Below are 17484 nucleotides of genomic sequence, written 5' to 3' on the forward strand. Positions count from 1 at the left end.
TGTCCGGGGAGGGCACGACAATGCGCAGTGCAGCCATCGTCTTCGAAAAACCGGGAATACTCGCCGTCAGGCGATTGGGGCTCCGTGCGCCCGAGGCGTCGGACGTGGTTGTCGAATCCCGCTTCAGCGGCGTTTCGAGTGGCACAGAGAAGATGCTCTATGACGGCACCATGCCCGCCTTTCCGGGCATGCGTTACCCGCTCGTCCCAGGCTATGAGACGGTTGGCACGGTGGTCGAGGCCGGGCCAGACTCCGGCCGCTCCGTCGGAGATCAGGTCTTCGTCCCGGGCGCCAATTGTTATGAAGATGCTGCTGGACTGTTCGGTGCCAGCGCCGCAAGGCTCGTGGTTCCCGGTGCCCGCACCGTCAAGACCCAATTTGAGCACGCGGAAGAGGCAGCCCTGCTTGCGCTGGCGGCAACCGCACACCACGCCGTCTGTCGGTCGGCGAATCCAGCCACACTTGTAATCGGCCATGGCGTCCTCGGCCGCCTGATTGCGCGAATTATCATGGCAACCGGGCATTCGGCGCCAACCGTCTGGGAGACACGCCTTGCCCGCCGCGATGGAGCAACCGGATATGTCGTCGAGACGCCGGAGGCCGCCGGCGACCAGCGTCACGACGCCATAGTCGATGCAAGCGGCGATCCCTGCGTAGTCGACAAGGCCATCGCGCGCCTCAACCGGCGCGGAGAACTCGTGCTCGCCGGCTTCTATGGAGAACGGGTCGATTTCACCTTCCCGGCGGCCTTCATGAAGGAAGCCTCCATCGCCATCTCCGCAGAGTTTACGCCGGCGGATGTCCAGGCGGTGCTCGCCCTTGTCGACTCCGGGCGCCTCTCCTTAGGCGGCCTGATTACCCACCATTCCGCCCCATCGAATTCGGCCTCGGCCTATCGGACCGCATTCAACGACCCCGACTGCCTGAAAATGATCATCGACTGGAGGAATGCAGCATGAGCCTCGACCTCGCACAAGACGGCCTGGAGCGCCTGCAGGAGAACCTTCGCGAAGAAGCCGCCATCGAACCCGATGCCCCGGCGACCGGCAAGGTGACCAAGGACACGCAGATCATCGCGATCTACGGCAAGGGTGGCATCGGCAAGAGCTTCACGCTCGCCAACCTCTCCTACATGCTCGCCCAGCTGGGCAAGAAGGTCCTGCTGATCGGCTGTGACCCGAAGAGCGATACGACCTCGCTGCTCTTTGGTGGACGCGCCTGCCCGACCATCATCCAGACGGCCTCGCGCCGTAAGGAAGCCGGCCAGGAAGTCTCGATCTCGGATGTCTGTTTCAAACGCGACGGCGTCTTCGCCATGGAACTCGGCGGACCGGAAGTCGGCCGCGGCTGTGGTGGCCGCGGCATCATTCACGGCTTCGAAACGCTGGAAAAGCTCGGCTTCCATGACTGGGACTTCGATTTCATCCTGCTCGACTTCCTCGGCGACGTGGTCTGCGGTGGCTTCGGTCTGCCGATTGCGCGTGACATGTGCCAGAAGGTCGTGGTCGTCGGCTCGAACGATCTGCAATCGCTCTATGTCGCCAACAATGTCTGCTCTGCGGTAAAATACTTCCGCAATCTCGGCGGCAATGTCGGCGTCGCCGGCCTCGTCATCAACAAGGACGACGGCACAGGCGAGGCTCAGGCTTTCGCCGAAGCGGTCGGCATCCCGGTGCTCGCCTCGATCCCGCAAGACGACGACATCCGCCGCAAGAGCGCCAATTACCAGATCATTGGCACGCATGAGAGCCATTGGGGACCGCTTTTCGAAGCGTTGTCTATCAATCTAGCCGAAGCACCGCCGATCCTCCCAAAACCGCTCGACCAGGATGGCCTGCTCGGCCTCTTCGACGCCAGCGAAACAGGCGCCGACTACAAGCTCCAGCCAGCCCTGCCGGAAGACATGTGCGCCACGGGCGCGCTGAAACGGCCGTCGCTGGAAGTCGTCTACGACAACGTGTGAGATCGGGTGAAAACAATGGATGACCTGCGCAAGGAATTCGAGCTGGACGACGCTGGCGGGATCGCTCCCGTCGGCAACGATGCCGCCGTCCTTGGCGACATGGCGGCCGCAGACACAAACGGCATTGGCTGCCATGGCGGCGTCGAGCTTTCCAAGTCAGCGGCCCGTGCCGCTGGCCAGGGCGAGTTGATGGATCGCTTCGAAGCGGACTATCCCAAGGGTCCGCATGACCAACCACAGTCCATGTGCCCGGCTTTCGGATCGCTCCGCGTCGGGCTTCGCATGCGGCGCGTCGGCACGATCCTCTCAGGGTCTGCCTGCTGCGTCTACGGCCTGACCTTCACCTCGCATTTCTATGGCGCCAAGCGCTCGGTTGGCTACGTGCCCTTCTCCTCCGAAACACTGGTCACCGGCAAGCTCTACGAGGACATCGTCGAGGCCGTGCATCAGATGGCGGATCCTGAGAAATTCGATGCCGTCGTGGTCACCAACCTCTGTGTCCCCACCGCCTCGGGCGTGCCGCTCAAGATGTTGCCGCGCGAGATCGATGGCGTGCGCATCGTTGGCATCGACGTCCCCGGCTTTGGTGTCCCGACCCATGCCGAAGCGAAGGACGTTCTGTCAGGCGCGATGCTCGCCTATGCCCGCCAGGAAATTGGCGAAGGCCCGGTTCAGCGCCCGCGCGGCGGGCTGAAGGACAGGCCGACAGTCACCCTGCTCGGCGAAATGTTCCCGGTCGATCCGGTTGTGATCGGCGGCATGCTGGAGCCCATGGGGCTTGCAGCCGGCCCGACGGTCCCCGTCCGCGAATGGCGTGAACTCTATTCCGCCCTCGACTGCGCTGCGGTCGCGGCGATCCATCCGTTTTACACGGCAAGTATCCGCGAATTTCAGGCAGCCGGTCGTCCGATCATCGGCTCGGCCCCGGTGGGTGTCGACGGAACGGATGCTTGGTTGAAAGCTATTGGTGATAGCTGCGGCGTGGCTGAAGCCAAGACCAACATCAGCCGCAACGCCATGCGCGGCGCAATCAAGGCGGCACTCGCCGAAAACAGGATCAACGGCCGCATCACGCTCTCGGGCTATGAGGGCTCCGAACTCCTCGTTGCCCGCCTGCTGGTCGAACTCGGCGCTGACCTGCGCTATGTCGGCACGGCCTGTCCGAAGACGCCTTATAACAGCGAGGACGCCGAGTGGCTGGCGGCCCATGGTGTGGAACTGCGCTTCCGGGCCTCGCTGGAGCAGGACCTCGCCGCATTCCAGGAATTCAAGCCGGATCTCGCCATCGGCACGACCCCTGTCGTGCAGAAAGCGAAGGAGAGCGCCACACCCGCCCTATACTTCACCAATCTGATCTCAGCTCGTCCCCTGATGGGTCCGGCTGGTGTCGCCTCGCTGCCAGCGGTCATCAACGCCGCGATCGGTAACAAGGACCGCTTCCTCGCCATGAACGCCTTCTTTGAAGGCGTAGGCCAGGGCGACGGCGCCGGCATCTGGGAAGACGTGCCGGAAGATCGCAGCGCCTATCGCAAGAAATTCGCCGCCAAGGTCAAGCAGTCCCGCAACGCCGTCGACAATGGGGAGAGCGTCGGATGCTGATCCTCGACCACGACAGAGCCGGCGGTTACTGGGGCAGCGTCTATGCCTTTACCGCGATCAAGGGCCTGCAGGTGATCATCGACGGCCCGGTGGGCTGCGAAAACCTGCCGGTCACTTCGGTGCTCCACTACACGGACGCCCTGCCGCCGCACGAATTGCCGATCGTAGTCTCCGGTCTGTCGGAAGACGAACTCGGCCAGCACGGCACGGAAGGCGCGATGAAGCGGGCGCGGCTCGCTCTCGATCCGGACCTGCCCGCCGTCGTCGTCACCGGCTCGATCGCCGAAATGATCGGTGGTGGCGTGACGCCTGAAGGATCCAACATCGTCCGCTTTCTGCCGCGCACGATCGACGAAGACCAGTGGCAGAGCGCCGACCGCGCCTTGAAATGGCTCTGGACCGAATTCGGCCCGAAGGGCGGCAAGGTGCCGGCTCCGCGCCGACGCCCGGAAGGCGCCAAGCCCCGCGTCAACATCATCGGCCCGATCTACGGCACCTATAACATGCCCTCAGACCTCGCCGAGATCCGCCGCCTCGTCGAGGGGCTAGGCGCCGAGATCAACATGGTCTTCCCCTTGGGCAGCCATCTTGAAGACGTGCGCAAGCTCGCCGATGCCGATGCCAATATCTGCCTGTACCGCGAGTTCGGCCGTCTGCTCTGCGAAACACTCGACCGCCCCTATCTGCAGGCACCGATCGGCATCCATTCGACGACGGCCTTCCTGCGTGAACTCGGCGACATGCTCGGGCTCGACCCTGAACCTTTTATCCTGAAGGAAAAGCACACGACGCTGAAACCGCTCTGGGATCTCTGGCGCTCCGTCACCCAGGACTTCTTTGCAACTGCAAGCTTCGCGATCGTCGCCAACGAGACCTATGTGCGCGGCATCCGTAATTTCCTCGAAGAAGAAATGGGCCTGCCCTGCAACTTCGCGATCCCGCGCAAGGCCGGCTCGAAAACCGACAATATCGAGGTCGCGGAGCTGACCGCAAAGAAACCACCGATGATCATGTTCGGCTCGTTCAACGAGCGCATGTACATGGCCGAGCGCGGTGCGCGCGGCAAGTTCGTGCAGCTGTCCTATCCCGGCGCCATCGTCCGCCGCCATCCCGGCACGCCGGTCATGGGCTATTCAGGTGCGGCCTGGCTGATCCAGGAAGTCTGCAACGCCCTCTTCGACATGCTGTTCGACATCCTGCCGCGCGCCGGAGAACTCGACGCGATCGAGGCGACGACGGCACGCCCGCGCACGGAGATGGCCTGGCAATCGGATGCTCAGGCATCGCTGGAAAAACTCATCGGCAACGAGCCGGTCCTCGTCCGCATCTCGGCCGCCAAGCGGCTGCGGGAAACAGCGGAACGCGAGGCTCGCCGTGCCGAAGACCACGAAGTTACCCGGGATCATGTCGAAACGGCCGCCCGACTTGAGGGAGCCTACGCATGAATATCGGAACGACACCCATCAACGGGACAACTGGAGGCAAAGCCATGATCACTGCAACCCGATCCGATCAGGACCTGCGTCGACATCGCGACCGCCAGTCCGAGCGCCAGAACATGCGGCGCCTCTACCTGCTCCTCTATCCGCTCTGCCTGTTCGCGGCCGTCGCGTCGCGCATGACCGGCCATGCGGAAGAGGCCGCCGAGCGGCCCGCTCAATCGATCTTCGCCGAGGCTCGCTGCTCGGCCTATGCAGCTGCCGGTTACGCCTTCCACGCGTAACCCGATCCCTTTGCCGGTGTTCTCGACACCGGCAGAAACCCGGCAGGTCTTTTCAAAGACCTCCCGAAACCCCGCCGCGGGGGCGCCGCGGTGTTCGAGACTAGGAGGTGAATTTGATGGCTGAAACATCAAATGTTTCACTTTCGGGTCTGACCGAAAGCGAAGCGCGCGAGGTCCATGGATTCTTCATCCAAGGCTTCATGATATTCACGGCGATTGCCATCGTCGCGCATATCTTGGTCTGGATGTGGCGTCCCTGGATCCCGGGTCCGGAAGGTTACAGCTCTCTCGAGGGCATTAACCAGACGGCTCTCACGCTTCTGCCGATGTTGACCTGAGGAGGACGCGATATGTGGAGAGTCTGGCTTATGTTCGACCCGCGCAAGGCGCTGGTTGCACTGTCTGTATTCCTGTTCACGCTTGCGATCCTGATCCACTTCATCCTGCTGAGCACGGAACGCTTCAACTGGCTGGAGGGCAGGCCCCTCACAACCAGTTCGATCGAGCATTCGATCTCTGAAGGTGTGGATCTCCGGCTCATTGGCTGAAGAACCAAGACGGCAGCGGGCGGCACTTCGGTCTCGCCCGCCGCCAAACGGCATGACCCGACAACGCCGCCTGGCTGATCACCTCTGGAGGAAACGAACATGGCGCTGCTGAGTTTTGAACGCAAATATCGCGTACGAGGCGGGACGCTGCTCGGAGGCGATCTCTTCGATTTCTGGGTGGGACCCTTTTATGTAGGGTTCTTCGGCGTCACCACGGCATTCTTCGCGATCCTCGGGACGGCACTCCTGATCTATGGCGCAGCCATCGGTCCGACCTGGAACATCTGGCGGATCTCGATCGCGCCACCCGACCTGTCCTACGGTCTGGCGCTGGCGCCACTGAAGGAAGGCGGCCTCTGGCAGATCGTGACCGTCTGCGCGCTCGGCGCCTTCATATCCTGGGCGCTTCGTGAAGTGGAGATCTGCCGCAAGCTCGGCATGGGCTACCACGTACCCTTTGCCTTCTCCGTCGCGATCTTCGCCTATGCGACGCTCGTCGTTTTCCGTCCGTTGCTGCTCGGCGCTTGGGGGCATGGCTTTCCCTACGGCATCTTCAGCCATCTCGACTGGGTTTCGAACGTCGGCTACCAATATCTGCATTTCCATTACAATCCGGCGCATATGATCGCGGTGACCTTCTTCTTCACCACGACGCTGGCTCTTTCTCTGCACGGTGGCCTCATTCTGTCAGCCGCCAATCCAGGTGCATCGAACACCGAGGCCGGCAAGCAGGCGGAAGTGAAGACACCCGAATACGAAGACACCTTCTTCCGCGACATCATCGGCTACTCGATCGGCACGCTCGGCATCCACCGCCTCGGCCTGATCCTGGCGCTGAACGCGGGCTTCTGGAGCGCCGTCTGCATCGTCATCAGCGGACCGTTCTGGAACCAGGGCTGGCCGCAATGGTGGAACTGGTGGCTGACGCTGCCGATCTGGAACTGAGGGGGACCGGACCATGTTCTTAGCGCAGTATCAAAATATCATCACGCCGATCCAGGTCAGCGGTCCAGCGGAAGAGGGCATGCCCCTTCCCGCAGGCGACAGCCCGCGCACCGGCAAACCTATCTTCGTCCGTCTGTTCGGCATCATCGGCAACGCCCAGATCGGACCGATCTACCTCGGCTGGCTCGGCACACTGTCGCTGGTCTTCGGCTTCATCGCCTTCGAGATCATCGGCCTCAACATGCTGGCCTCGGTCGGCTGGGATCCGATCCAGTTCGTACGCCAGCTATTCTGGCTGGGGCTGGAGCCGCCAGCTGCCGAATACGGCCTGAAAGTCCTGCCGCCGCTCGCGGAAGGTGGCTGGTGGCTGATCGCAGGCTTCTTCCTCACCATCTCGGTCCTGTTGTGGTGGGTGCGCGTCTATCGCCGCGCACGTCAGCTGGAAATGGGCACGCATGTCGCCTGGGCTTTCGCCGCCGCGATCTGGCTCTTCCTGGTGCTCGGTTTCATTCGTCCACTGTTGATGGGCAATTTCTCGGAAGCCGTGCCCTTCGGCATCTTCCCGCATCTCGACTGGACGGCGGCTTTCTCGATCCGCTACGGCAACCTCTACTACAATCCCTTCCACTGCCTCTCGATCGTCTTCCTCTATGGCTCGGTCCTGCTCTTTGCGATGCATGGTGCAACGATCCTGGCCGTTGGCAAATACGGCGGTGAACGCGAGCTGGAACAGATCACCGATCGCGGTACTGCCTCCGAACGTGCAGCCCTCTTCTGGAGATGGACCATGGGCTTCAACGCCACCATGGAATCCGTCCACCGCTGGGCCTGGTGGTTCGCGATCCTCACCCCCATCACCGGTGGCATCGGCATCCTGCTCACGGGCACCGTCGTCGACAACTGGTACCTCTGGGGCATCAATCACGGGATCGTCTCCCCGCTGCCGGGCTATCCCGGTGTCGTCGACCCGGCGCTTTAAGGAGAAGGACGATGAAACTCTGGATTCCCTTCGCTATCTCCGCCGGTTCCCTGCTGACGATCGCGAGCTTCGTCGGCGCCGGCTGGGATGCTCCACCCGTCGAGAGCGAACAGATCGGCTTTCGCGGTACCGGCATGTATGTCCACCGGGATGTCGAAAATCAGGAAGCATTGAAGCTGGCAAACGTCGTGCCGCCCGCCCCGTGGGAGGCGGACCCTTCGGGCGACCGGGCCGGCGACATCTATGAAAACGTCCAGGTACTGGGCGATCTGTCGGACGATCAGTTCAACCAGTTCATGGCCTCGATCACCGAATGGATCGCCCCGGAAGCTGGCTGCAACTACTGCCACAATCCGGAAAACCTCGCCTCCGACGAGGTCTACCAGAAGGTGGTCTCCCGCCGCATGATCCAGATGACCCAGGCGATCAATGTCGACTGGCAGAGCCATGTCGGTCAGGTTGGCGCCACCTGCTACACCTGTCACCGCGGACAGGCGATCCCCGCCAACTACTGGTACGAGGATCTCGAACCGAAGCCGGCCGGCGGCATGACACAGAACCGCGCGGGACAGAATGTCGTCGCAATGTTCGCCGGCAATTCCTCGCTGCCGCAGAATGTCCTCAAGGATTACCTCCTCGATGCAAAGCAGATCCGCGTGCATTCCACCACGGCTCTGCCGACAAGCGCCAATCTGGCTGGCACCAAGGAAACCGAAGCCACGTGGTCTCTGATGATGCACATGTCGGAATCGCTCGGCGTGAACTGCACCACCTGCCACAACTCCAGAGCCTTCAACGCCTGGGATGAAAGCCCGCCGCAGCGCGTCACCGCCTGGCACGGCATCCGCATGGTCAGGGACATCAACGCGAACTACATGGTCGGCCTGACGCCGGTCTTCCCGGACACCCGCAAGGGACCGGAAGGCGATGTCTTCAAGGTCGGCTGCGGCACCTGCCATGCCGGTGTTCAGAAGCCGCTCTACGGTGTCTCGATGCTGCAGGATTATGCCGACTCGCTGACGAGGAAGGGACCGACGGAAGTTCCAGACTTTGCGAGCTACCAGCCCGGCACGACCCAGAGATTGGCACCTGCAGGCGACACCACGACGCCCCCGGCCGCCCCTGCGGACGTTACCCCCCCTGCTGATCCGGTCGAAGCCACACCTCCGGCAGACCCCGCCGCCGTCACGCCACCGGCTGACCCGGCGACACCCTCGACACCCGAGGCGACCTCACCACCTGCGGCGACCCCGCCCGCAACGCCCTAAGAAGGCGGACCACAATGAAAAGGGGAGCTCTCGAGCTCCCCTTCTTTTTGTCCTTGATCGAATTCGCTGACTAACGTGGCCAGGCTCCGAGCTTCAGTGAAGTTGGGCGGATTATACCCGCATATAGGCGCGCACGACGGCACCGATCGCGGCTGGATCATGATGGGGAGAGACAGGCCGGAGGGTCAGGCAGCTTCGGCGAAACTCAAGCCGGGGAAGCGCTGAAGATAGATGCGGAACCAGGGCGTGAAATCCTGCGGGCGCTCACGCACCTCCCGCATCAGTTCACGAGGGCCAATCCAGCGGGTTTCTTCGACCTCGCCTTCCACAGGCGCGATCTCAAGTGTCCGGCTGTCGACTTGGGCGCTGAACAGCGTCACGCGCTCGTGCTCCCTCAGCCCCTGACCGACATCGGCGGCATATTCGACTGTCTGATGACGGGTGAGCGGGACAGTGAAGCCGAGCTCTTCGGAGAGGCGGCGCTCGGCGCAGTCCTCGATCCTTTCCTCCCAATGCGGATGGGTGCAGCAGGTATTCGCCCAGAGTCCAGCGCAGTGATACTTCGTCGAGGCACGTTTCTGGATGAGCAACAGGTCACCGTCGAAGACGAAGACGGACACGGCCAGATGCAGCTGGCCATCGAGATGCGCCTGCATCTTTTCGATCGGATAAAGCGATCCGTCGCCGGCAATTGCCGGAATGTAAATGCTGTCCGTCATCCTGTCCGGCTCCAAACTCCTGGCTGCGCCGTGCCGATACGGCTTTTGTAAGCCTCAGGCAACCGCCCTGGCCAATGCACATTTCGACCAAAGCGAACAGAGCGCTTCGGCAAGGTGTTCGATATCCGCGTCTGTATGAAGCGGCGTTGGCGTGATCCGCAGTCTTTCCTTGCCAACGGCGACTGTCGGATAGTTGATCGGCTGGACATAGATGCCGAAGTCATCGAGCAACACGTCCGAGATCCATTTGCACTTGGCCGCATTGCCGACCATGACCGGCACGATATGGCTTGGGTTATGCATATGCGGGATCCCCCGCACGTCGAGCGCCCGCCTGACCTTCGCAACCGTCGCCTGGTGCATATGGCGCTCGAAGGGGCTTTCTTTCAGATGGCGGATCGACGCAGTCGCGCCGGCCGCAAGCGCCGGGGGGATCGCGGTGGTGAAGATGAAGCCTGATGCGAATGAGCGAACGAAGTCAACCAGAACGGCCGGACCGGTGATATAGCCGCCCATGACGCCGAAAGCCTTGCCGAGCGTCCCCTCAATGACCGTCAACCGGTCCATGAGACCTTCGCGCTCAGCCACGCCACCGCCGCGCGGCCCGTACATGCCGACGGCATGCACCTCATCAAGATAGGTCAGGGCGCCGAACTGGTCGGCGACATCGCAGATCTCCTTGATCGGCGAGATGTCGCCATCCATCGAATAGACGCTTTCGAAGGCGACGAGCTTCGGCGCTGCCGGATCATCCGCCGCCATCAGCTCACGCAGATGCTTGTAATCATTGTGACGGAACTGTCGCTTGATGCAGCGCGAATGCCGGATACCTTCGATCATCGAGGCGTGATTGAGCGAGTCCGAATAGCAGATGATGCCGGGGATCTTTGCGAGCAGCGTGCCGAGCGCTGCCCAATTCGAGACATAGCCCGACGTGAAGATCAACGCGCCTTCCTTGCCGTGCAGGTCGGCGAGTTCGTGCTCCAGCAAGACATGATAGTGGTTGGTGCCTGAAATGTTGCGTGTACCGCCGGCACCGGCGCCGCACTTGCGCACGACCTCGATCATCCGTTCGGTCACGAGCGGGTTCTGGCCCATGCCGAGATAATCGTTGGAGCACCAGACGGTGACATCGCGGGCCGTCCCGTCAGCATGATGAAACGCGGCTTTCGGAAAGGCCGAGCAGTGACGCTCCAGATCCGCGAAAACGCGGTAATTGCCGGCGGTATGCAGGCCGGCGAGCGCCTCTTCCATGTGCTGGAAAACAGTCATCAGTCTTTCCTCTTCCCGATCGTGTCGTGTCCGATTGTTGTCCAGGCGGTGTGTGGCCCGGACACCGGCCCACCCTCCTTGAGTGCGGAAACGCCGTCCGCCACCGGGCGAATGGCAAGATTGCCCCGATCCTGACGCGCCATCGCCCAGCGCCAGAGCGCTGTGTCCGAGACGGGAAGGACGAGAACCAGATGCTCGATGATGGCAAGCGCCATGAAAGTCGCGAGCAGCGTATGGCCAACGACCGAATGCGCCTGCGTCGCGCGGTTGGCACCGACGACGAGGACGGCGAAGATGCCAGCCGCGAGGGCCAGGAAGATCGGAAACAGCGGCGTCATCCGATCGGTCTTGAAATAACTTTTGAGGTGACGGATGCCCTTCGGCATCAACTCGCTGATCGCATGCGGCGCGCCAAGGAAAATTACCAGCTTGGCGGAGATCCGCATGCCCCAGAGGAGCCCGAACGCGGCAAGCCCGAAGAGGTTGGCCGATCCCTCGAGCGCTAACCACAGAGCAATCGCGGTCACCAGGATGGCGATCTCGTGATCGCTGACCGCCTCCCAGGCCGCGCGGAAGCGGGAAAAGCCTGTCAGTCCGGGCGGGCATTCACCGGTCCGTCTACCTGTCAGTATCCCTGTCAGGAAGGCCGCTTCATGCCAAGCCCAGACGAGCAGCGCGCCGAAGAAGCCGAGATAGGAACCGAGCACCGTTGGTTCCCCTGCGCCCCAGAGCATGAGGGCGAAGCCGAAGGCGCCGACAACGGTCATCAGCGCCATGAGGACGAAGCTCCTCGCCCGTGGCCCGTCGGATCGATTGACCATGGCGAGCACCAGCCCGGTCGAAAGCCACCATACCGAGATGGCGACCAGAACGACAACGAGCGGGTGCGTGAGCGTCATGGCAATCTCCTCACCAGACTGGCTGCAGGCGGGACGTCGCCGGAATGGCATTCGACTTGGTCGGGATCGCATACATCCTGATAAAATTGACCGCTGCAGCCGCCGACCAGAAACCCTTGGCGATCTTGCCCGAGGGGCCACCCTTTGCATCAGCCGCCATGACCTTGCGGTTGATCCGCTCCATGCGGCGGAAGCCTTCATGCAGGGCCGGATTGTCGAGATCGAGCACCAGTGGGAAGCACTGGCGCGAGATTTCGCTCGTCAGCCGGAAGACCTTCATGTCGTAATCGTCGATATCGACGCCGAGCCCCTTGTGGAAGGCCGGCCGCATGTGATCGCGCACATACATGGTGGCAAAGACGGCAAGCAGGAAGAACTTGATCCAATACTTGTTCACGCCCTCCATCAACCGCTTGTCGGAGCGGATGATCAGCGAGAAGGCCTCGCCATGCGAGAACTCGTCGTTGCACCATTCACGGAACCACTTGAAGATGGGATGGAACCGCTTGTCCGGATGTTTTTCCAAATGGCGGAAGATCGTGATGTAGCGGGCATAGCCGATCTTCTCGGACAGATAGGTCGCGTAGTAGATGAACTTTGGCTTGAAGAAGGTGTATTTCTTCGCCTTGGCCAGAAAGCCCATGTTCACGCCGATACCGAATTCCTTCAGCGCATCATTGATGAAGCCGGCATGACGGGACTCGTCACGGCTCATGTAGCCGAAGAGCTCGCAGATTTCCTGGTTCTTTCCGCGTCGCTTCATCTCCTTGTAGAGGACGCAGCCGGAAAACTCCGAGGTGAGCGACGAGACGAGGAAGTCGATGAACTCCTCGCGCAGATCGTCCGGCAGGGCGTCGATGTCGATATCGTCCCACTGCTCGTTGCGCTTGAAGTGTCCGCGGTTCGGATCGCTCTTCATCTGCGCGATAAGCATGTCCCATTCGGCACGCACCGGCTCGACATTGATCTTGTCCATCTCTTCGAAATCGGTGGTGTAGAAGCGCGGTGTCAGCATCGTCGAGACGAGCGCGCTGCGGGTCGTGTCGCTGACACCGGCCATGCGTTCCTCGACGGTCGGTTCGTGATCGGCAAGATCAACAGGCGAAACATGATTGTTCATGACAGTGCCCTCTCCGTGAAGCTGAATTCGCACAATTCCATCATGTCGAGATCGCCGGTGGCGCGGGTCCAGGCCCGCTCCAGGAAACCCGCCCGGGTGATGGTGGCCTTCCGGCGAAAATTCTGGCAGGAGCCATAGGGGATCTGGACCGGTGCGCCATGCACCAAGACCTCGTCACCCGGATGCACCACCACCCCGTTGTCGAACCTCAGATGCGCACCGAGCGCCTCGAAGGTGTTGTTGATCTCGACGGTACAATCGACCGTCTCCTTCCGTCGCATCAAGGCAAAGACCGGGTTCATTGGTTTTCTCCTCCCTGTGAGCCCAGAAGGGCTTCGAATGCGGCCACGTTGTCCGGGCCGAATGCATCGAGATAGATCCGCTCGCCTGTGCCCGTATCGGACAGGCTCAGTCCACCGGCATCCCATTTGATCAGTCGGTAAGGCGTATCGAACGGTACCTTCGAGACCTGGCGCATGCGCTCGAACGCGCGCAACGAGCCCGGCACAAAGCCACCGGCCTGTGGCGCATAGCTTGCGATCTCCTGATCCGTCGCAGCGTCTCTCACGACGACGAAGTCTGAAGTGGTGCGGGTGATGATGAGATCGCGGATGGCGATCGGTGCGGCCTGCTGCTGCTTGACGAGCCCGATCCCTGTCGTTGTTCCGAAAAGGATTGCGCCTGCCGTGAAAGCCAGCAGACCGACAAGACCAAGAAACACGCCGCGAGGCACACGATTGGGCGTCTTGCCCTTGCGGTCTGCCCAGTAACCGAGATGCGAGGCCGATCCCATCACACGGCTCCTATTCGGCGGCAACGACGGAAGGCGGCATGGCGCTTCCGGCAGTCTCTTGGATGATGATCCGCGGCTGTTCGGCCCGCGCGCCACGATACTGGCCGATCGCGGCCGACAGCACATTCGCCACCTTGTCCGCGTCGGGCAGGCAGATCAGGCTCGGCTCCGGCCTCGAGAACCGGAAGCCCCGCACATGCGGCCACTGGATGAGCCAGGAGAGACGCTGCTCTGGCAGCAGGGCAATGGCGATCATGCCCGCCTTTTCGCCGAGCCGTGCGAGAGCCACACCATCCACCTGCCGATACGGCAGGTTCAGCGTCATCGAAATTGCCACACCGAAGCGAATGACGATGCGCTCCGTGGTGATCGTGTAGAGGGTCGTCTTTTCAACGGCCCAGGCGAAGAGTTCGATCATGCCGATCAGCACCCCGGCCAGGGCGGTCAGGACAGCCACCGAAAAGACGATACCGCCAACAGGTTGAGCATCGTTCAAGCCGGCAAGCACGGCCCAGCTGGCGAGGATCAGGAAATAGCCGACGATCCAGCGAACTTTCAAAAGGTGCCGGGCGACAAGGGCGGACGATGGCCGCCCCTGCCAGAGGATGACTTCACCTGCCGGAGGCACGCCTGGAAGGCCCGGCAGCGGCTCGATCTCATGTTCTCGAGTGACGAACTGTTTCACAGCAGTGGCTCCTGACGAAAGCGATCCGCATAGAGGAGACCGGCACCGAAATAGGCGGCGATCTTGTCCTCCTCGAGCAGGGTCACGAGTTCGGGGCGGGCGGTGGCCGGCACATCGACGAATTGCGCGGCTGTTACCGCATGCACATAGAGATACCGGACATTGCCACGACCGGTCTGGAAGACGACGAAGTTGTTCGGCAAAAGCACGGTGCGTCCGCCATCGGCGAGTTCCACCTCATAGTAGCGAATCAGATGCTCGGCCCGGTCGACCCAGATATCCTTGACGGTGCCGGCAATCTGCTTGTCGCAACCGAGGACGGCGAGACCTCGCGGATCGGCAGCGCCTTCGGCAAGCCCGAAGCCTTCGGCGACACGGAGTGGCACGATGCGGGCATCGCCATGAGCCGTCACGTCAGGCCTGTCGGAACGTTCGGCCCAGGAGCCGGGGCCGATGCCCGCGAGCAGCGGATTACCAACCGGCTCGCTCGGATAGCCCGGCGCCGGCGCGATGCGGCGGCTCGAGAACGTCCGCTCGTCACGCTTGAAGTCAGGCGCATGTCGGACGCCCTGGCCATGCGGCAGGATGAAGGTCTTCTTCGGCGGCACGAACAGCCAGGGGCTCTTGTTGTAGCGGCCCGTCACATCTTCTTCGAGCGGATAGCCCTCACGACGATCTTCCTGGCGCAGATACCAGATCAGCCCCGCGAAGAAGAGCCAGAACGCATAGAGCACCACTTGTGCGACATCGATATTCCCAACCAGCGACCCGGTCATATCCAGACCCTCCCGTGTAAAGCGCATCTGCCGGCGGTCAGCCGGGCAGCTCCGCCAATCCAAAACGCATGTCTTGCAGATAGTCCCTCTGATAGCGCCGGCCGGTCAGCGGACCGAGAACCGCCAGGCACAGGAAGAGGAGAATGATTTCAAAGCTATAGACGACCAGATAGCCAGCAGCCGGCGTCATCATGACGTCACCCAGCGAGCCATTGAGCGCCAGTGCATTGATCGTGTTCTTGATCACGCCGCCGGCCAGCATGGCCGCACCGATGGCGGTCGCCTGCACGGCACCCCAGGCGCCCACGACGAGGCCACTGTCCGAGCGCTCGGCGATACCCATGGCGGCGAGCATCGTGCCGACGGCAAACAGTCCGCCGCCGAGACCGATGCCAAAGGCACCAAGATGGAAGAGCGGGTTGACGCCAAGCGGCGAGGCGAAGATGACGGCCGAGAAGGCACCGAGACCGATCAGCAAGCCCCGCGCCGCGACACGGTACATCTGGGCGCCATTCTGCAGGCTGCGGGCCGCCCAGGCAAAGCCGACCATGGTGCCGAGGGCCCAGATTCCCGTCAGCCTTGTCGTCTCACCGACGGATAGACCCAGGATCTCCCCGCCATAGGGCTCAAGCAGGATGTCCTGCATCGAGAAGGCTGCAGATCCGATGGCGACGGCCAGAAGAAGCCGCATCACGCCGGGCGCGCTGCGATAGTCGTCGAGCGCATCGAAAAAGCTTGCGAGATCGCGATCGACGGCCGTGCGGCGCACATCGCGCGCTTCCTGCTTCCAGATGGCGATGACATTGATGACGATGGTCAGAAGCGCCGTTCCCTGGATGACCTGGATCAAGAGCTTCGGTGAGAAGTCGACCAGGAAAAAGCTGTAGAAGCTCGATGCCCCGATCATGCCGATAAGCAGCATGAAGTAGAGAAGTGCGACGACCCGCGGGCGCTTTTCTTCAGGAACGAGATCGCTGGCCAGCGCCAGGCCTGCAGTCTGCGACATGTGCATGCCGAAGCCGGTCAAGATGAAGGCGAGGCTCGCACCTGCAGCACCGGCCCATTCGGGGCCAAGCGTCTGCGACTGGAGCAGAAGCAGCGCGAACGGCATGATCGCGAGCCCGCCGAATTGCAGCAGGCTGCCGAGCCAGACATACGGCACCCGCCGCCAGCCGAGCACGGACTTGTAGGTGTCCGAGCGGAAACCGAAGAGGAGCCTGAGTGGAGCGGCAAGAACCGGAATGGCGACCACCGCCGAGACGAGCGCAACGGAAACGCCGAGTTCGACAATCAGCACGCGGTTCAGTGTCCCGGTCAAAAGGACGAGCACGCAACCGGCAGAGATCTGGAAGAGCGACAGGCGCAACAACCTCGACAACGGCATCTCCGCCGACGCCGCATCCGCAAACGGCATGAAGCGCGTTCCGAGCTTCTGCCAGAACGAGATCATTTTGCGGTTGGCGGCAGCGATCGTCATGACCGGATCACCTCCATGGCCTGCGAGGTGTAGAAGCCGACGGCAACCTTGTGGCTGCGACCAGCCTGCCAATGGGCAAACTCCGGATGGTTGACCATCTGCGCGACAAGCCGCACCGGATCGACCGGGTAGATCGCCGGCGCACGATTGCCACGAGGGAAAACCTTGCCGGCAGCGAGCATCGCCCGCAGCAGGCGGGATCCAGGCGCCAGGGTGAAGATCATCTGGCGCGAGGTGCGCCCGGCCAAAGTGTGAAGCACCCGAACGGCGTCCGCAGGGCGGTAATGGATCAGCACATCCATCGCGACCACGGCATCGAAACGGCCATGACGCGGGTCGAGCATGTCGCCGCTGTGGAAGGTGACCGAGCCCTTGAAGCGTCCCTGCGATGCTTCGATTTCATGCGCCCGCTGGCGGGCGTGGGCGATCATCTGCGCCGAGAGATCGATGCCGACGACTTCTGCACCACGTGCGATCAGTTCGAACGAGAGAACGCCCGAGCCACAGCCTGCATCGAGGATGCGCCAGCCGGTGAGGTCCTGCGGCAGCCACGAAGCAAGCGTGCCACGCATCTCTTCGCGCCCCTTGCGGACCGTCGCGCGAATGCCGCTCACCGGCTGGTCGCCGGTCAGCCGCTTCCAGGCATCGAGCGCGGTGCGGTCGAAGTAGTGTTCGATCTCGCCGGTGCGTCTGATGTAATCGGCCTGGCTCATGGCAA

At 62.3% G+C, this 17484-nt stretch carries 20 protein-coding genes; 10 read left to right on the forward strand and 10 right to left on the reverse strand.

What is annotated here, in order from left to right; genetic code table 11:
* The first annotated feature begins 20 nt into the window (after positions 1 to 20).
* From bchC to pufC, 10 genes are all read left to right on the forward strand, one after another.
* Positions 21 to 959: a chlorophyll synthesis pathway protein BchC gene (bchC, locus tag D4A92_RS02655; protein WP_203017933.1), complete on the forward strand. Its 939-nt coding sequence runs from the start codon at positions 21 to 23 to the stop codon at positions 957 to 959.
* On the forward strand, positions 956 to 1963 hold the full coding sequence (locus tag D4A92_RS02660; protein ID WP_203017934.1) for a chlorophyllide a reductase iron protein subunit X: 1008 nt from the start codon (positions 956 to 958) through the stop codon (positions 1961 to 1963). Before bchC ends, D4A92_RS02660 begins: the two co-directional genes overlap by 4 nt.
* A 15-nt stretch (positions 1964 to 1978) precedes the next feature.
* Positions 1979 to 3562: a chlorophyllide a reductase subunit Y gene (gene bchY, locus D4A92_RS02665; RefSeq protein ID WP_203017935.1), complete on the forward strand. Its 1584-nt coding sequence runs from the start codon at positions 1979 to 1981 to the stop codon at positions 3560 to 3562.
* Positions 3556 to 5007: a chlorophyllide a reductase subunit Z gene (bchZ, locus tag D4A92_RS02670; RefSeq protein WP_203017936.1), complete on the forward strand. Its 1452-nt coding sequence runs from the start codon at positions 3556 to 3558 to the stop codon at positions 5005 to 5007. Before bchY ends, bchZ begins: the two co-directional genes overlap by 7 nt.
* Positions 5008 to 5051: 44 nt before the next feature.
* A complete protein-coding gene (locus tag D4A92_RS02675; protein WP_203017937.1) occupies positions 5052 to 5285 on the forward strand; it encodes a hypothetical protein in 234 nt (77 codons plus the stop codon).
* A 116-nt stretch (positions 5286 to 5401) separates the two neighbouring features.
* The gene (gene pufB / locus D4A92_RS02680; protein ID WP_006724822.1) at positions 5402 to 5623 is read left to right on the forward strand and encodes a light-harvesting antenna LH1, beta subunit; all 222 of its coding nucleotides are present in this window, start codon (positions 5402 to 5404) and stop codon (positions 5621 to 5623) included.
* A gap of 12 nt (positions 5624 to 5635) precedes the next feature.
* Positions 5636 to 5833: a light-harvesting antenna LH1, alpha subunit gene (gene pufA / locus D4A92_RS02685; protein ID WP_006724823.1), complete on the forward strand. Its 198-nt coding sequence runs from the start codon at positions 5636 to 5638 to the stop codon at positions 5831 to 5833.
* A 99-nt stretch (positions 5834 to 5932) separates the two neighbouring features.
* Positions 5933 to 6778 carry a photosynthetic reaction center subunit L gene (pufL, locus tag D4A92_RS02690; RefSeq protein WP_203017938.1) on the forward strand — a complete coding sequence of 282 codons (846 nt, stop codon included), beginning with the start codon at positions 5933 to 5935 and terminating at the stop codon, positions 6776 to 6778.
* Positions 6779 to 6857: 79 nt separating this feature from the next.
* Complete coding sequence (gene pufM, locus D4A92_RS02695) at positions 6858 to 7757, forward strand: photosynthetic reaction center subunit M (RefSeq protein WP_246754015.1); 900 nt, start codon at positions 6858 to 6860, stop codon at positions 7755 to 7757.
* Positions 7758 to 7768: 11 nt separating this feature from the next.
* Positions 7769 to 9025, forward strand: coding sequence for a photosynthetic reaction center cytochrome PufC (gene pufC / locus D4A92_RS02700; protein WP_203017941.1), 1257 nt, complete (start codon positions 7769 to 7771; stop codon positions 9023 to 9025).
* A 185-nt stretch (positions 9026 to 9210) separates the two neighbouring features.
* On the opposite strand, the gene D4A92_RS02705 is transcribed toward pufC, so the two are convergent.
* Genes D4A92_RS02705 through bchM form a run of 10 tightly spaced genes read right to left on the reverse strand, consistent with a single transcriptional unit; the run spans position 9211 to position 17479 of the window.
* On the reverse strand, positions 9211 to 9744 hold the full coding sequence (locus D4A92_RS02705) for an isopentenyl-diphosphate Delta-isomerase (protein WP_203017943.1): 534 nt from the start codon (positions 9742 to 9744) through the stop codon (positions 9211 to 9213).
* A gap of 54 nt (positions 9745 to 9798) precedes the next feature.
* Entirely contained in the window at positions 9799 to 11016 is a 1218-nt protein-coding gene (gene hemA, locus D4A92_RS02710) for a 5-aminolevulinate synthase (RefSeq protein ID WP_203017945.1), read from the reverse strand.
* Positions 11016 to 11915, reverse strand: coding sequence for a putative photosynthetic complex assembly protein PuhE (puhE, locus tag D4A92_RS02715; RefSeq protein WP_203017947.1), 900 nt, complete (start codon positions 11913 to 11915; stop codon positions 11016 to 11018). The genes hemA and puhE overlap by 1 nt, the downstream gene beginning before the upstream one ends.
* Positions 11916 to 11925: 10 nt before the next feature.
* On the reverse strand, positions 11926 to 12975 hold the full coding sequence (gene acsF, locus D4A92_RS02720; RefSeq protein ID WP_203019813.1) for a magnesium-protoporphyrin IX monomethyl ester (oxidative) cyclase: 1050 nt from the start codon (positions 12973 to 12975) through the stop codon (positions 11926 to 11928).
* A gap of 56 nt (positions 12976 to 13031) precedes the next feature.
* A complete protein-coding gene (locus D4A92_RS02725) occupies positions 13032 to 13337 on the reverse strand; it encodes a hypothetical protein (protein WP_203017949.1) in 306 nt (101 codons plus the stop codon).
* A complete protein-coding gene (puhC, locus tag D4A92_RS02730; RefSeq protein ID WP_203017950.1) occupies positions 13334 to 13828 on the reverse strand; it encodes a photosynthetic complex assembly protein PuhC in 495 nt (164 codons plus the stop codon). The genes D4A92_RS02725 and puhC overlap by 4 nt, the downstream gene beginning before the upstream one ends.
* 10 nt (positions 13829 to 13838) lie before the next feature.
* The gene (gene puhB, locus D4A92_RS02735) at positions 13839 to 14513 is read right to left on the reverse strand and encodes a photosynthetic complex putative assembly protein PuhB (protein WP_203017957.1); all 675 of its coding nucleotides are present in this window, start codon (positions 14511 to 14513) and stop codon (positions 13839 to 13841) included.
* Positions 14510 to 15289, reverse strand: a complete 780-nt coding sequence (gene puhA / locus D4A92_RS02740; RefSeq protein WP_203017958.1) for a photosynthetic reaction center subunit H — start codon at positions 15287 to 15289, stop codon at positions 14510 to 14512. Before puhA ends, puhB begins: the two co-directional genes overlap by 4 nt.
* Positions 15290 to 15326: 37 nt before the next feature.
* Positions 15327 to 16766 carry an MFS transporter gene (locus D4A92_RS02745; protein WP_203017959.1) on the reverse strand — a complete coding sequence of 480 codons (1440 nt, stop codon included), beginning with the start codon at positions 16764 to 16766 and terminating at the stop codon, positions 15327 to 15329.
* Positions 16763 to 17479, reverse strand: a complete 717-nt coding sequence (gene bchM / locus D4A92_RS02750) for a magnesium protoporphyrin IX methyltransferase (RefSeq protein WP_203017960.1) — start codon at positions 17477 to 17479, stop codon at positions 16763 to 16765. Before bchM ends, D4A92_RS02745 begins: the two co-directional genes overlap by 4 nt.
* Positions 17480 to 17484 lie beyond the last annotated feature (5 nt).

The sequence above is a fragment of the Rhizobium rosettiformans genome, from assembly GCF_016806065.1.
Taxonomy (GTDB): Bacteria; Pseudomonadota; Alphaproteobacteria; order Rhizobiales; family Rhizobiaceae; genus Allorhizobium.